A 12,890-nucleotide genomic window follows, 5' to 3' on the forward strand; every position below is an offset into this window, starting at 1 on the left:
TCGTCGAGTAGACGGACGCTTAACCTTCTACTTTTTTCAAATGGTATCACGCCTTGGAAACCCGACATTAGCCGAAAGTTGGGCTGTCAGATTTGTAATGTGTCTTGTCTATTTCCAGGTCCTTATTTCGGGGTGCTCGCGCCATGAGAGTTGGCGATTTTGCTCTCTTTGATCTTTGGATTGATCGGCGCGGCCGCGGCTGGCGGTGGTCTGTTTCGAGTCCATCCGGAAACCTTTTGTTGGTCGGAAGGGAGAGAAGCCGGTCCGCAGCGCGTTACATGGCTTCTCGAGCCATATTCCAGTTGCTGCTGACCGCTCCTTATCGCAACGGAATGAGATCTAAAGATAGGTCGGCACGGTGGCATCGACCTGAATGCCAGCAAGGGCTTTCGGAGGTGCATCGCCTGGGCCGAGACGGACATCCCGGCCATTGAGGCGGGTCTGCAGACGCCGTCGGAGCGGGTGACCGGATAGAAGCGGGGTGCCACGGAGACCTTGAAGGACTGGTCCACCGAGCAGACCGGCCACCCGAACGAGATTCCGAAAGCGCTTCGTCGCAAGCCTCATCGCCGGGAGCCGGTCCACGATGTTGGTGAGAACCTTCGGTGGCAGCCCGCTGCCAGAAAGCTTCCAAGTTGGCCCTTCAAGATGCATGCTGATGCTGCCTGCCTCCTGGCCTCCCCCAAGCCGCAATGCAGACTCGACGGGCTTCACAAAGGTGATCCGTCCGGCCAAGGCAAAGATGTTCGAGATGTCGAACTCGGCCAGTGACCACATCGTTCCGAAAGTGAAGTTCTCCGCCGCGTTGCGAACAGGCCCGCTTTTCAGAAGTAGCGACAGGTTTTCCGGCGTCATGAGCTTGGCTGCCAGATCATCAGCGATTCGTTGCACCAAATGCGTTGATGGCTATTCGCTCGATCGGTCGCAGCAGGCGTTTTTGTCCGAGCCGGTCCAGGTAGGCCGTCATCACCTGGTCAACGATGGAATGGCGGACGCGGGGCATATCCGTCCGAGCCACGATTTTCGCAATATCGTCACCCCGGACGGCGGAAACCAAACCCACCAGCGAAACGAAAGCCGATCCGCCATAGATTCCTACACAGACCAGGACGGCCAAGACGACGCCGATCAGCCATTTCATGGAATTGCAATGGAGCCAAATGAGCTTTGTTCCAAGGCCCGCGCGCCGGACGCTCGTTAACAGTCGCCAAAGGCACTCACTAGACCAATCGAAATGAGAACGACCGCAAGGCACGTCCATAAGGCTGGCGAGCTGGAGCCGATACCGGCAATAAAGATCCCGACGCCGAGGACGGCGATGAATACCGAGATCGCATAGGCAACCGCTTTATCCATTGGTCTGAGGGAGGCTTTATGGGCATGCGACTCTCTGGATGTCGATATGTTCTATTGAGCGGCCGGCTTCAAACCAAAGGACTGGTGCGGGATTTGACCGGCGGTTTCGACGTCCCTCTCGTCCGAGATGCGCCAGGCTGACACTCCGAAACAGACGGTCAGGAATACGGCCGTCCCCAACAGCAGTTGCTAAACTTCAAAGTCGAGCCCTCTTACTTCGCGGGCTAGTCGAGCAACGCCGTGGCCGAGGGGGTGAATGGCGACGTATCTGCATCTTGTTGGCGAGAACGTCCCTGGCGTACAGCCCCTTCTTCTAGGCAGGAAACGATTCGAAGGTCACAGCCCTTCTATTGCTGCTGGCCCTTGGCGACGGAGCCGTCCTCATCGTCGGCTATGGGGCCTTTGCGGCCGCGCATAGCTATTGACCTTAGGAATCTGTGGTGGTCGCCGGCTCATGCTGGAGGGCGAATGGCAAATACGAAGGCCGCAGCGGGAGGTTTAAACCGCTGCGGCCTGCGCACGGTCGAATGAAGCCGGGTTAAAAGGACCAAGTGAAATATGTAGCCAGCCCCGGTGACAAAAATCTGCCCTAGCTTTGTCTCGTTTGCAACCACCATTTCGGCGGAACCGAACTCAACTTAACGGGCATTTAGTTCCGAGAACGGAACGATTTTGCTGTTCTCCCGACGAGCCAGAGCTTGGCGGTGCCAAACGACAAACCCAAGCAGTGGACCGAGGGCGCGGTAGACGCTGATCAAACCTTCGGCTTGGCCGCGGCTGAAATCTTAACCGAGCTTTGAGGTACATCGCGTGCGTAAAACGCGCGACAGGAGACATCGACATTTTGCTGCGAAGCGAGAGGGGTGCTGGACACAGAGTAGCCGTAAAAGGCGCTGCTACAAGTCCTCTATGCTGGCTCCGCCAAACCCTACGGAAAAGCAGGGAATGGTGAGGCCGCCGCGTCTTACCGCACAACGAGGCGCCCGCCCTCAGCGGATACTCTCGACGTCTTCGTTCTTGAAGGTTGGAGGCGTATACATCGCTTGTCTGCGTTTCCAGAGGTGGTCCGCTCGGCGCGAAGGGTCATGGAGCATGGGCTACTTGTTTGTTGTGAATTCCGGTTCGCTAGTCGCATCCGGCGCGAGACGACCGATCAGTCCATGGATGTCGCCCAAGACCCACAGATCGCTCACCTTGTCGCCTCGAAACGTGAAGATCGGCGCACCATACCACCACACGTGGCGTCCGGTGGGCGCATGGCCGAACATCGGCTTTCGATGGATGCCGTGGAAGCGCAGCTTGCCCGAGACCACGTTGCCGTCCTCGAAGAGATCAAGGATGTCAGACGTATAGTTCTCGAGAGAGTCTGTCACCCATCGGACGTAGTCCGCGAACTGATCGAAGCCGACCAGGACGGGGCCGAGCGAGCCCCGGAAGGTGAAGCCAGGCTGAAATATTTCGGGAATTAGAGCAACGTCCGCATTGTCCCACATTTCCTTGTAGAACTTTCGGACGATCTCTTTCTGAGGGCATAGAGTATTCCGAGCAAAGTCCATGGCGGGCTCGAGTCCTGGCGGCGGCGCAATCATCTTTGGCCTCTCCTTGACGTACGTTCGTTGCGGGCGACCTAGAGACGATTCAGGGACTGCTCAAGGTCGCCGAGCAAATCTGCCTCGTCTTCCAGACCAACCGAGAGGCGAATCAGGTCATCTCCGACTCCCCTTTGCAGGCGCGCTTCGGGACGAACGGCGCGCCGGGCATGAACCAGGCTCGCGGGATGCATGATAAGCGTTTCAGCATCTCCGAGACTGACGGCAAGCGTAACGAGCTTGAGGTGGTCGAGAAAACAGCGGGCGGCATCAAAACCCCCGCGTAGACCAAAGGACAGCATTCCAGAGCCCGCTGACATTTGTCTCTTTGCGATTGCATGCCGCGGATGGGACGGCAGAAATGGATAATTCACCCACTCTACCGCCGAGTGGGCATCGAGCATGTGCGCAATCGCAAGTGCGTTGGACCCGTGGCGGTCCATTCGAAGAGGAAGCGTCTTGATCCCGCGCAAAATCAGAGAAGAAACCATCGGCGACATGACGGCACCGGTGATGTAGCGCAAGCCGCGATCACGTATTTTGTCGATCAACTCGGTCCGCCCCAGCAGAGCCCCTCCGAGAACGTCTCCATGCCCGCTGATATACTTGGTAAGGGAGTGGAGCACGATGTCCGCCCATTGGAGAGGCCTCTGCAGTGCGGGAGATGCAAATGTGCCGTCGACGATGACCAAGAGGCCGGCCCGCCGAGCACGTTGCGCAATGGCTTCGATGTCGAGCACGTCTCCTGTGGGATTGACCGGCGTCTCAAAGTAGATGGCTCTACTGCGAGATGTGAGAACAGTATCCAGATTGGCGGGGTCATTGAGATCGACAGGGATGGTCTTTATGCCGAAGCGCGGCAAGCCCTGTTCCGTCATGGTCGTCGTATTCGAATATAAGGTCCGATGGACGATGAGTTCGTCATCTTGGGATAGGAGCGAAAGTACCAGGGCGCCGAACGCGGCCATTCCCGAGGCCAGTACGACGGCGTCTTCGGCACCCTCCAAGTTTGCCAAACGGGATTCCAGCAATGCGGTCGTCGGATTGAACTCCCGACCATACAGTTTGCCCCCCAATGCGGCCACCGCATCTAATTCGGCGACGCTGTCGAAGGCGAAGGTCGAGGTCATATGAATGGGATGGGATACCGCGCGAGAGTGATGGGCAGGGTCATACCCATGGTGGATCGCTCGCGTCGAGAACCCGAACGCAGGTTCGTCCGTTCCAATTCCTTCCGAAGCAGCCATATTTGGGGATCTCCCATTTTTGGACGAGCGGTCATTGCTTTCAGATTTGCCCCGAGGCGGACCGCCACGGCCGCATCTCTCTACTTTTCGGACGATGTCATCTATTGACGTTGACGACGGTGCGCCCGCGCACTTGGCCACTCATCAGGCCGCGAGCCGCGGCGATGACCTCATTCAGACCGATCTCGACCGCCGTCTTCTCCAGATCGGCTTCGGTTAGCAAGGAAGCGAGACGATCCCAGGCTTCGACGCGTTCTGCCTTCGAGCGGGTCACGCTGTTGATGCCGAACAGCGCCACTCCTCGCAGGATGAAGGGGGCGACGCTTGCGGGAAATTCCAATCCTTGCGCCATGCCGCACGCGGCGACCGCTCCGTCCGGTTTGATTCCGGCGCAAACATTGGCGAGCGTATGACTGCCTACAGAGTCGATCGCGGCGATCCATCGTTCCTTCTGCAGCGGCTTGCCGGGCTGTGACAATTGTGACCGGTCGATGATCTCGGCAGCACCCAGGCTCTTGAGATAGGGCTCCTCGTCCGGTCGGCCGGTCGAAGCCACGACGCGGAAACCGAGCTTGTGGAGAAGCATGATTGCGATGCTGCCGACGCCTCCGCCGGCCCCGGTCACCAGCACGTCGCCCGCGCCTGGACGGATGCCATACTTCTCGAGGGCTACGACCGACAGCATCGCGGTATAGCCCGCGGTACCGATGATCATCGCGCGGCGGGAAGGCATTGAGGGCGGCATCTTGATCAACCAATCGGCCTTGACCTTTGCTCGCTGCGCCAGGCCGCCCCAATGTTGTTCGCCGACACCCCAGCCGTTGAGAACTACCCGGTCCCCCGGCGTGAAGGTCGGGTCGGAGCTCGACGACACCACGCCAGCGAAGTCGATCCCGGGCACCAGCGGGAAGGATCTCACGATCGGGCCCTTGCCGGTAATCGCGAGTCCATCCTTGTAGTTCAGCGTGCTGAACTCGACTTCGATCGTCACCTCACCGTCGGGGAGGCGGCTGTCCGGTAATTCAGCGACGTCGGCGCGATATCCCCGCTCGTCCTTCTCGATCAACACGGCTTTGAACAACTCGAACTCCTCTTCACGATTTTCTTCTGGACCTGGCCTTCGGCTCGTCCGGACGCGGCAGGCCGGCGACGAAACCGGCGATGAAGGTATCGAGCGGGAGGCCGTTCTTGACGAGGCGCGCCCGCATCACCGCTCCCTCCCAGCCGATCCAGAAAAACTCAGCCAGGGCATCGCAGTCCGCGCTGCCGATCTCGCCAGCCTCGTATGCGCGTTCCAGGCAACGCGCCACCTTCCGCTGCCATCCTTTGACGATCTCGTCCAAGGCGGACCTGTAATCGTCGGGCAGCGCTTCGACCTCTTGGCTGAGGTTTCCGACGAGGCAGCCGCGCGTATAGCTGTATTTCGCCATGCCCGCTTTGGCGCCTTCGACGAAAGCTCGCATGCGCGCCAACGGCGCAAGCCTTCCGTCGTCCAGGGCGCGGTCCAGCTTGTGTCGGAAGAAGGAGTCGTAGGCCTTCATGATTTCGCGGCCGTAGTCGGCCTTGCTTTCGAAGTAGTGGTAGAACGAACCCTTTGGCACGGTGGCGCGGCGCAGCAGCGCGTCCAGGCCCGTAGCTGCAAAACCTTGTTGGGTCATCACCTCCATTCCGCAGCGGATCAGAACGTCGCGGGTCGGCGCATAGCCGACTTGATTTCGGCCCTGCCCATTGCGGTGGTTGTCTGTAGATTTCGCCATTTTGTGTTCTCTGTAGACCGATCGTCTAGAACACAACGATGGGGTTTGGCAACCCTGGAAGGTCGGGCTGCCGGGCGCGACATTTGGCCTAGGTGTGGTGCAGCATGCATGATGCACGCTTTTTCCGCAGCGTTTGCCCGCTCAATGTGCGCCTCTGGGTCGGGTCACGATCGTTTCACACTTGACACAAAGTGTCCTTGGCTTGAAGGTGGGTCGTCCTTCGAGGGAGGTGCTGCATGTTTCGATCTTTGCGAAAAAGAGCGTTGATGGCCGCCGGCGCCGCCATTCTTTGTCTCGGCTTTATTGCTGAGCCGGCCGATGCGGCTGATGCCTATCCCTCGACCACGATCAAGCTGGTCGTCGGATTCCCGGCTGGAGGCCCGACTGACATCATTGGCCGCGTCATCGGCCGTCTCCTCTCGAAGGAGTTGAACCAGACCGTCATCGTCGAGAACAATGGTGGTGCCGGCGGAATGATCGCCGCGTCAAACGTCTCCCGCGCGAAGCCCGACGGGTACACGCTTCTCGTCGCGGTGGAGTCCTCGAATACTCGCGCCAAGGCACTCTATGCGTCCGTGCGCTACGATCAGCAGAATGGCTTCACCTACATTCGCAAGGTCGCGAAGCAGCGGAATCTGCTCGTCGTAAGCCCGAAATTTCCTGTGGCCAGCGTTCCGGAACTGGTCGCCTATCTGAAGGCGCACCCTGGAGAAGTAAACTTCGGCGGTACGTTCGGGGCGACGTCCCATGTCGGCGGCACGCTGTTCGACATGGCCTATGATACGAAGATGACGTTCATCAATTATTCGGGCGGCAATCAACCGATCGTCGATTGCATGTCGGGCATCCTGCAGGTGGGCTTCTTCACCGAAGCCACGATCGGCCAGCAGGTCAAGGCCGGCACCCTCAAGGCGCTAGCGGTGACGTCGGCCGAGCGGTCACCGGCCTTCCCGGATCTGCCGACAATCGAAGAGGCGGGCGGCAAGCCTATCGATATCTCCCCATGGTTCGGGATCGCGGGTCCGCCGGGCCTTCCGGCCGACGTCGTCGCCAAGATTGGCGCCGCCCTCGACAAGGCTTCGGGCGATCCGGAGTTCCTGAAGCAGTTGGAGACGATCGGCGCAACTCCGATCGCTGGTTCGACGGTGGAGACCTTCACGGCCGACGTCGGACAGGAAGAGGCCTACTGGAATAAGTGGGCTAAGGACATTGGGGCGCCTCTTCAGAAGTAGCTCGCCGAAGGATCTCCTGTGGACTTCTATCACCAGTACGACGTTCATCTCTCCGCCGAAGAGCGTGATCACGTGGCGAAGGCGCGGGCGTTCTGCGCCGGTGCCTTCTCCGACAGCGTCTTCGCCGCGCACATGTCAGGTGACGCGTTCCCGCAGAAGTGGATCGCCGAGTGGGCCGCTCTCGGCATGCTGGGCCTCCAGGCCAAGCGCGCTCACGGTGGCTTGGAAGCGTCTTATCTGTGCAAAGTCCGCGTCGCGCAGGAAATGTCGCACCACGGGTTTGCGGCAGCGTTCTGCCTGAACCACCATCAAGGCGGAGCGACGCGCCTATCACAAACCGGTACGTCGATCCAGATCGAGCGTCTGCTGCAGCCCGCGTTGCGCGGCGAGCTTCTTCTGACAACCGCCATGACGGAGCCAGCCGGTGGCAGCGATGTCTCCGCCCTGACCACCACCGCGATTCCAGTCAACGGCGGCTGGGCTCTGAGCGGCACCAAGGCGTGGATGACCGACGGCCTGCTGGTCGGTGGTCTGATCGTCCTGGCCCGCGTCCGAGACGCTGCGGGGGCGGGTGAGATCGCCAGCTTTTACGTGCCCTTCGGCCAAGCCGAGACGGTGAAGCGCACCGAGATCGTCGTTCCCGGAGCGCGTTCCTTCCGTCTGGCCGAAGTGGCCTTCGACGCTCACTTCATTCCCGATTGGTGTCTGATCGCAGCGCCGGGCGCCGCGCTCAAGGCATCGATGGCGTCGGTCAACGCGGCCCGCGTTCACGTGGCCGCCATGTGCGTCGCGACTCTGTATGCGGCGCTGTGCGAGGCGGTGGACTACTGCGAAGGCCGGCAGGCCTTTGGAAAGCCGCTGACCGAACATCAGGGCCTGCGCTGGGAGCTGGCGGAGGTGTCGGTCCGGCTTGAGGCCGCGAACGCGCTCGTCTTCCGCGCCGCCGAGCAGATACAGACCGGGGGAAATCCGGTCGCCCTCGCTGCGCAAGCCAAGAAGTTCGCTGTCGACACCGCGCTTTGGGGCATCGATCAGTGCGTCCGGATCGTCGGCGCGACGGGCGCCGGCGCAGCCCACCGCCTGAACATGCATTTCGCCGAGGTCCGGATGGCGGCCTACGCCGACGGCACCAACGAGATGCTGCTCGACCGGGTCGGCCGTGGCCTGTCAACGACGTACCTCAAATCAATCCCGTAGCAGAGACGGCGGATGTACGATGCGCAACGTAGTGGTTGAAGACGCGGCGGCGGCCGTGGAAGGCATCAAGGACGGTGACGCCGTCATGATGGGCGGGTTCGGCGGAGCGGGGCTTCCGCTCGGAGTGGTCAAGGCGGTGCTCGACCGGGGCGTCCGCGACCTGACGCTGATATCGAACAACGCCGGCTCCACGGAGGACGATCTGTCGCTGTGGTTCGAAGCCAGGATCGTTCGCAAGATCGTCTGCTCCTATCCGCGCAGCGCCAAGCAGTTCGCCGAACAATATCGTGCCGGCACGGTCGAGCTCGAACTCGTTCCGCAGGGCACGTTGGTGGAGCGCATCCGGGCGGGCGGCGCCGGTCTCGGCGGCTTCCTTTCTCCCGTCGGCGTCGGGACGGTATTCGCTGACGGCAAGGAGAAGATCGTCGTCGACGGGCGCGAATTTATTCTTGAGCTACCGCTTCATGCAGATTTCGCTTTCGTCAAAGGTCATCTCGCCGACACGCTCGGCAACGTCACCTACAACAAGACGGCGCGCAACCACTGCGCGGTGATGGCGACCGCCGGCCGGACGGTCGCCGTGGAAGTCGACCGCGTGGTCAACGTCGGCGATTTGGATCCGGAAGCCATAGTCACTCCATGCATCTTCGTCGATCGCGTTTTCGCAAGGAGCTCCCGATGACACCGCTTGCACGCGATGCGCTGGCGCGCATGGTCGCACTTCATCTGCCGCAGGAAGGATTCGTCAATCTCGGTATCGGCGCCCCGACGCACGTCGCCGACTACCTGCCGGAGGGGTCTGGCGTGATCCTTCACAGCGAGAACGGCGTCCTCAACGTAGGTCCGAAGCCGGCGGCGGGCGAAGAGGACTGGGATCTCATCAATGCAGGGAAGATGCCCATCTCGATCCGGACCGGCGGTTCCTACTTCGACTCCAGCCTCTCGTTCGCGATGATGCGAGGCGGTCATCTCGACGTGGCCGTGCTCGGCGCCTTTCAGGTGTCCAAGAGTGGTGATCTCGCCAACTGGACGACGGGTGACAACGGGTCTCCGCCCGGCATCGGCGGAGCCATCGATCTGGCGGTCGGCGCCAAGTCGATCTGGGTAATGATGGACCACACCACCAAGGATGGCCGCTCCCGCATCGTGGAGCGATGTGGATATCCGCTCACGGCGCGCGGAGTGGTGACCCGCATCTTCACCAACCTCTGCATCATCGACGTAGCCGAGGACGGCCTGACCGTTCGGGCCCTACTCGACGGCCTCGCGATCGAGGCGCTGCGAGATCGGACGGAGGCGCCACTGCGCGTGCTGGGTGATCCCCTGACCATCAGGCAGGACGGGAGCGTCGCATGACCTATCGCGTCGCGGAACTCGTCGCGGACTGTCTCATCGCGCACGGGGTGGACAGGGCCTTCGGCGTACCGGGAGAAAGCTTTCTGGCGCTGCTGGACGCGCTGCGTGACCGTAACGACTTCGATCTGGTGACCTGCCGGCACGAAGGAAGCGCGAGCCTCGCGGCCGTCGCGGACGCCAAACTCACAGGGCGCGCAGGCGTCGTGATGGCGAGCCGTGGTCCGGGCGCCTTCAACGCCGCGCTCGGACTTCACGTCGCGGCGCAGGAGGCGATTCCGCTGGTGATGCTGGTCGGTCAAGTCGACCGTCCGAACCTCGCAAGGGACGCGGTACAGGAGATCGACTGTGGCCGATCTTTCGATGGCGTGCTGAAGTGGTCGGTGCGTCTGAACTCGGCCGATCTCGTTCCGGAGATGATGGCCCGTGCGTTCGCCGTGGCCCATGCGGGAACGCCAGGTCCCGTCGCCGTCGAACTGCCGGAAGATCTCCTTGAAGACCCGGCCGAGGGAATTGTGGCCACAGCCAACGGAGCTGTGCGTCCGGAGCCCGGTGCTGCGGCCATTGAACAGGCGAGGGCGGCGTTGACGGCGTCGGAGAGGCCGATCCTGCTCGTCGGCGGCGAATGCCGGACGGCATCGTTCCGCCAAGATCTGATCGCGTTTTCCGAGAAATGGAACGTGCCGGTCGTCACTATGAACAAAATGCAGGACCAGTTCCCGAACTCTCACCCGCTGTGGGCGGGTCAGTTCGGGTTCTTCACGTCTCAGCCTCATGTGAAACTGCTCGAACGCGCCGACCTCGTCGTTGCTGTCGGAACCCGTCTGGGCGATCTGTCCTCGCTCGGCTTTGCGTTTCCGAGACAGGCCGAGCCTCGCCAGCCATTGATCCATGTCTATCCAGATCCCGATGCGATCGGAAAGCGCGTCCGAACCGACGTCGCCGTCGTCTCTGGATCGCATGCATTCGTGTCGGCCATGCTCGCAGCTCCCGCGACGGCGCGGGCCTGCGCCGAGTGGTCCTCCGCGGCTGCCGCGGCGCGGACGGCCACGCATGGTTGGCCTCAGTTCGGCGTACCATCGGCGGACGTCTTCGGTCACGCGGTGGCGGCGATCGCCGCGCACTTCAGGCCCGATGGCATCGTCACGACGGATTCAGGCAATTTCGCCGGATGGGTCCATCGCATCTTCAGCCTCGAGCCGACCGCGCGGCTGCTCGGCTCGGCTTGCGGGGCGATGGGCAGTGGGGTCCCGTCCGGGCTCGCTGCCAGCCTTCGCTTTCCGGAGCGGCAGGTGGTTGCCTTCTGCGGAGACGGCGGCTTCCTGATGACGGGCAATGAGCTTGCGACGGCCGTCGCCAGAGGCGCGAACCTCACGATCGTCGTATCCAACAACCAGTCCTACGGGACCATCCGGTCGCACCAGGAGCGAGCCTTTCCAGATCGTCCCTACGGCACTGACCTCTCAAATCCCGACTTCGCTGCCTTGGCGCGTGCCTTCGGCGCGAAGGGATTCATCATCGAGGACGCGGAGAGTGCTCCGTCGACGGTCGCAGAGGCGATGACGACCAAGGGACCGGCCGTCATCGAGGTGCGATCAGACGTGCGCCAGACCCTTGACAAATCGCTCGCCGCATCACGTTGAGACCAGTTCGGATTAAGGCCCATGGAGAGAACATGATGGACGCGACCGCAATCGATGAGCCCGAGGTCACCATGTCCTGGCAGGGCGTCGTCCGCTTTTTGCACAAGACCCCGCGTGCCTTTTTGCCGATGCGCTCGTTTCCCTCGCTCGAGCTCGTCGCTGGACGCGGTATCGAGGGCGATCGATATTTCGCCGGCCACGAAACAGGATTCTACTCCCACAAGCCGGAGGAGGGGCGGCAGGTCACCCTGTTCGAGATGGAGACGCTCGAGGCCCTGCAACGCGACCACAAGATTGAGTTGCTGCCCGAGGAACATCGCCGGAACGTGACCGTCGAAGGCGTCCCGCTCAATCATCTCGTCGGCCGTCGCTTCCGGCTCGGAGAAGCGATTGTCGAGGCGACCCGCCTTTCAACGCCGTGCCGGCACATCGAGGAGATACTCGGCAAGTCCGTCTTCGATCCGTTGATCAACCGGTCGGGGCTGAACTGCAAGATCATCGCAGGGGGCACGCTACGCGTAGGCGACGCCGTGAGGCCGATCTAGATGGCGAAGGCGATCAAGACGGTCTCCACCGTCGTCTCGAAGGTCGAGGATCTCGGCAACGACACCAAGCGCTTCACGCTGGTCGACCAGGACGATTGGGAGCTGCCACCCTTTCGGGCCGGGGCCCATATCGACGTTCACCTGGACCAGGGTCTCGTCCGGACTTATTCGCTCTGCAATGAACCGGACGATGATCGGCGCTACGTGATCGCGGTGAAGCGCGAACGCGAAGGACGCGGCGGCTCGAACTTCCTGCACGATCGCGTGGAGGCGGGAGAGCCGATTTCGGTCTCGCTGCCGCGCGGCGGGATCGCACTGGACCAGGAGGGAACGAACGTATTCCTCGCGGGAGGCATCGGCGTAACCCCGTTCATCTCCGCAATTCGGCATCTCGAACGACGAGGGCGCTCGAACTACGTGCTGCACTGGACCAGCCGCGGACGACCGGTCCTGACCGATATGATCGCGCCGGCAATCGGAGCAGGCCGTGTCCGCCTCTACGATACGACCGCGCAGGCCAAGCCCGTCATCGCCGAAATTGTCGGGGAATTTGCCAGATGTGGCCTAGCGGCCTGCTGCGGACCCGCAGCGATGCTGAAGGCTTTCGAAGATGCCGTCTCGGCCTGGCCGGAAGAGCGCAAACACATTGAAATGTTCACCCCGCCCAAGGCCATCGCCCGAAGCGACGTGCCTCCCTACGAGCTGTATCTGTCGGGGAGCCAGAAGCTTGCAACTGTCACGCCAGATGTTGGTCTTCTCGGAACGCTCGATGCCCTCGGCGTCGACGTCCCCGTGTCCTGCGGCGGCGGCATCTGTGGCGCCTGCCGCACGCGCTGGACCGAGGGGCCGCCCATCCATCGCGATCGCGTGCTTTCGCCTGCTGAGCGGCAGAATGAGCTCATCGTCTGCGTGGGCGATTGCGCCGGACAAAGGCTAGTGCTGGATCTGTGATCAGTCGGCACCCGTTCTAA

13 protein-coding genes are annotated in these 12,890 nt (G+C 61.7%); 7 read left to right on the top strand and 6 right to left on the bottom strand.

Annotated elements, in window-relative coordinates; translation table 11 throughout:
* Positions 1-339 precede the first annotated feature (339 nt).
* From IVB07_RS39365 to IVB07_RS39390, 6 genes are all read right to left on the bottom strand, one after another.
* The gene (locus IVB07_RS39365; protein WP_247367233.1) at positions 340-855 is read right to left on the bottom strand and encodes a hypothetical protein; all 516 of its coding nucleotides are present in this window, start codon (positions 853-855) and stop codon (positions 340-342) included.
* Between the two features lie 19 nt (positions 856-874).
* Positions 875-1,141 (bottom strand): DUF2939 domain-containing protein, encoded by a 267-nt coding sequence (locus tag IVB07_RS39370; protein WP_247376622.1) that lies wholly within the window; start codon positions 1,139-1,141, stop codon positions 875-877.
* Positions 1,142-2,453: 1,312 nt separating this feature from the next.
* Positions 2,454-2,945, bottom strand: a complete 492-nt coding sequence (locus IVB07_RS39375) for an ester cyclase (RefSeq protein WP_247768013.1) — start codon at positions 2,943-2,945, stop codon at positions 2,454-2,456.
* A gap of 38 nt (positions 2,946-2,983) precedes the next feature.
* Positions 2,984-4,192, bottom strand: a complete 1,209-nt coding sequence (locus IVB07_RS39380; protein ID WP_247523885.1) for a PLP-dependent aspartate aminotransferase family protein — start codon at positions 4,190-4,192, stop codon at positions 2,984-2,986.
* Positions 4,193-4,289: 97 nt separating this feature from the next.
* Positions 4,290-5,273, bottom strand: a complete 984-nt coding sequence (locus IVB07_RS39385; protein ID WP_247768014.1) for an MDR family oxidoreductase — start codon at positions 5,271-5,273, stop codon at positions 4,290-4,292.
* 13 nt (positions 5,274-5,286) lie between these two features.
* Positions 5,287-5,949 (bottom strand): TetR/AcrR family transcriptional regulator, encoded by a 663-nt coding sequence (locus IVB07_RS39390; protein WP_247367219.1) that lies wholly within the window; start codon positions 5,947-5,949, stop codon positions 5,287-5,289.
* A gap of 266 nt (positions 5,950-6,215) precedes the next feature.
* Between IVB07_RS39390 and IVB07_RS39395 the strand changes: the two genes are divergently transcribed.
* Genes IVB07_RS39395 through IVB07_RS39425 form a run of 7 tightly spaced genes read left to right on the top strand, consistent with a single transcriptional unit; the run spans position 6,216 to position 12,870 of the window.
* On the top strand, positions 6,216-7,181 hold the full coding sequence (locus tag IVB07_RS39395; RefSeq protein ID WP_247297760.1) for a tripartite tricarboxylate transporter substrate binding protein: 966 nt from the start codon (positions 6,216-6,218) through the stop codon (positions 7,179-7,181).
* A gap of 18 nt (positions 7,182-7,199) precedes the next feature.
* Positions 7,200-8,378 (top strand): acyl-CoA dehydrogenase family protein, encoded by a 1,179-nt coding sequence (locus IVB07_RS39400; RefSeq protein WP_247768015.1) that lies wholly within the window; start codon positions 7,200-7,202, stop codon positions 8,376-8,378.
* Between the two features lie 19 nt (positions 8,379-8,397).
* Entirely contained in the window at positions 8,398-9,060 is a 663-nt protein-coding gene (locus tag IVB07_RS39405; protein WP_018456527.1) for a 3-oxoacid CoA-transferase subunit A, read from the top strand.
* The gene (locus tag IVB07_RS39410; RefSeq protein ID WP_247337895.1) at positions 9,057-9,734 is read left to right on the top strand and encodes a 3-oxoacid CoA-transferase subunit B; all 678 of its coding nucleotides are present in this window, start codon (positions 9,057-9,059) and stop codon (positions 9,732-9,734) included. Before IVB07_RS39405 ends, IVB07_RS39410 begins: the two co-directional genes overlap by 4 nt.
* A complete protein-coding gene (locus IVB07_RS39415) occupies positions 9,731-11,374 on the top strand; it encodes a thiamine pyrophosphate-dependent enzyme (RefSeq protein ID WP_247768016.1) in 1,644 nt (547 codons plus the stop codon). Before IVB07_RS39410 ends, IVB07_RS39415 begins: the two co-directional genes overlap by 4 nt.
* Positions 11,375-11,406: 32 nt before the next feature.
* Positions 11,407-11,919: an MOSC domain-containing protein gene (locus IVB07_RS39420; protein WP_247282255.1), complete on the top strand. Its 513-nt coding sequence runs from the start codon at positions 11,407-11,409 to the stop codon at positions 11,917-11,919.
* Positions 11,920-12,870: a PDR/VanB family oxidoreductase gene (locus tag IVB07_RS39425; RefSeq protein WP_247523890.1), complete on the top strand. Its 951-nt coding sequence runs from the start codon at positions 11,920-11,922 to the stop codon at positions 12,868-12,870.
* Positions 12,871-12,890 lie beyond the last annotated feature (20 nt).

The organism is Bradyrhizobium sp. 172 (assembly GCF_023101065.1).
In the GTDB taxonomy this organism is placed as follows: Bacteria; Pseudomonadota; Alphaproteobacteria; order Rhizobiales; family Xanthobacteraceae; genus Bradyrhizobium; species Bradyrhizobium canariense_D.

Excerpts from the sequence above, each read along its gene's own strand:
- IVB07_RS39390 (WP_247367219.1), bottom strand. The coding sequence starts at position 5,949 with ATGGCGAAATCTACAGACAACCACCGCAATGGGCAGGGCCGAAATCAA.
- IVB07_RS39395 (WP_247297760.1), top strand. The coding sequence starts at position 6,216 with ATGGCCGCCGGCGCCGCCATTCTTTGTCTCGGCTTTATTGCTGAGCCG.
- IVB07_RS39375 (WP_247768013.1), bottom strand. The coding sequence starts at position 2,945 with ATGATTGCGCCGCCGCCAGGACTCGAGCCCGCCATGGACTTTGCTCGG.
- IVB07_RS39425 (WP_247523890.1), top strand. The coding sequence starts at position 11,920 with ATGGCGAAGGCGATCAAGACGGTCTCCACCGTCGTCTCGAAGGTCGAG.
- IVB07_RS39410 (WP_247337895.1), top strand. The coding sequence starts at position 9,057 with ATGACACCGCTTGCACGCGATGCGCTGGCGCGCATGGTCGCACTTCAT.
- IVB07_RS39415 (WP_247768016.1), top strand. The coding sequence starts at position 9,731 with ATGACCTATCGCGTCGCGGAACTCGTCGCGGACTGTCTCATCGCGCAC.
- IVB07_RS39380 (WP_247523885.1), bottom strand. The coding sequence starts at position 4,192 with ATGGCTGCTTCGGAAGGAATTGGAACGGACGAACCTGCGTTCGGGTTC.
- IVB07_RS39405 (WP_018456527.1), top strand. The coding sequence starts at position 8,398 with ATGCGCAACGTAGTGGTTGAAGACGCGGCGGCGGCCGTGGAAGGCATC.
- IVB07_RS39365 (WP_247367233.1), bottom strand. The coding sequence starts at position 855 with ATGACGCCGGAAAACCTGTCGCTACTTCTGAAAAGCGGGCCTGTTCGC.
- IVB07_RS39420 (WP_247282255.1), top strand. The coding sequence starts at position 11,407 with ATGATGGACGCGACCGCAATCGATGAGCCCGAGGTCACCATGTCCTGG.
- IVB07_RS39370 (WP_247376622.1), bottom strand. The coding sequence starts at position 1,141 with ATGAAATGGCTGATCGGCGTCGTCTTGGCCGTCCTGGTCTGTGTAGGA.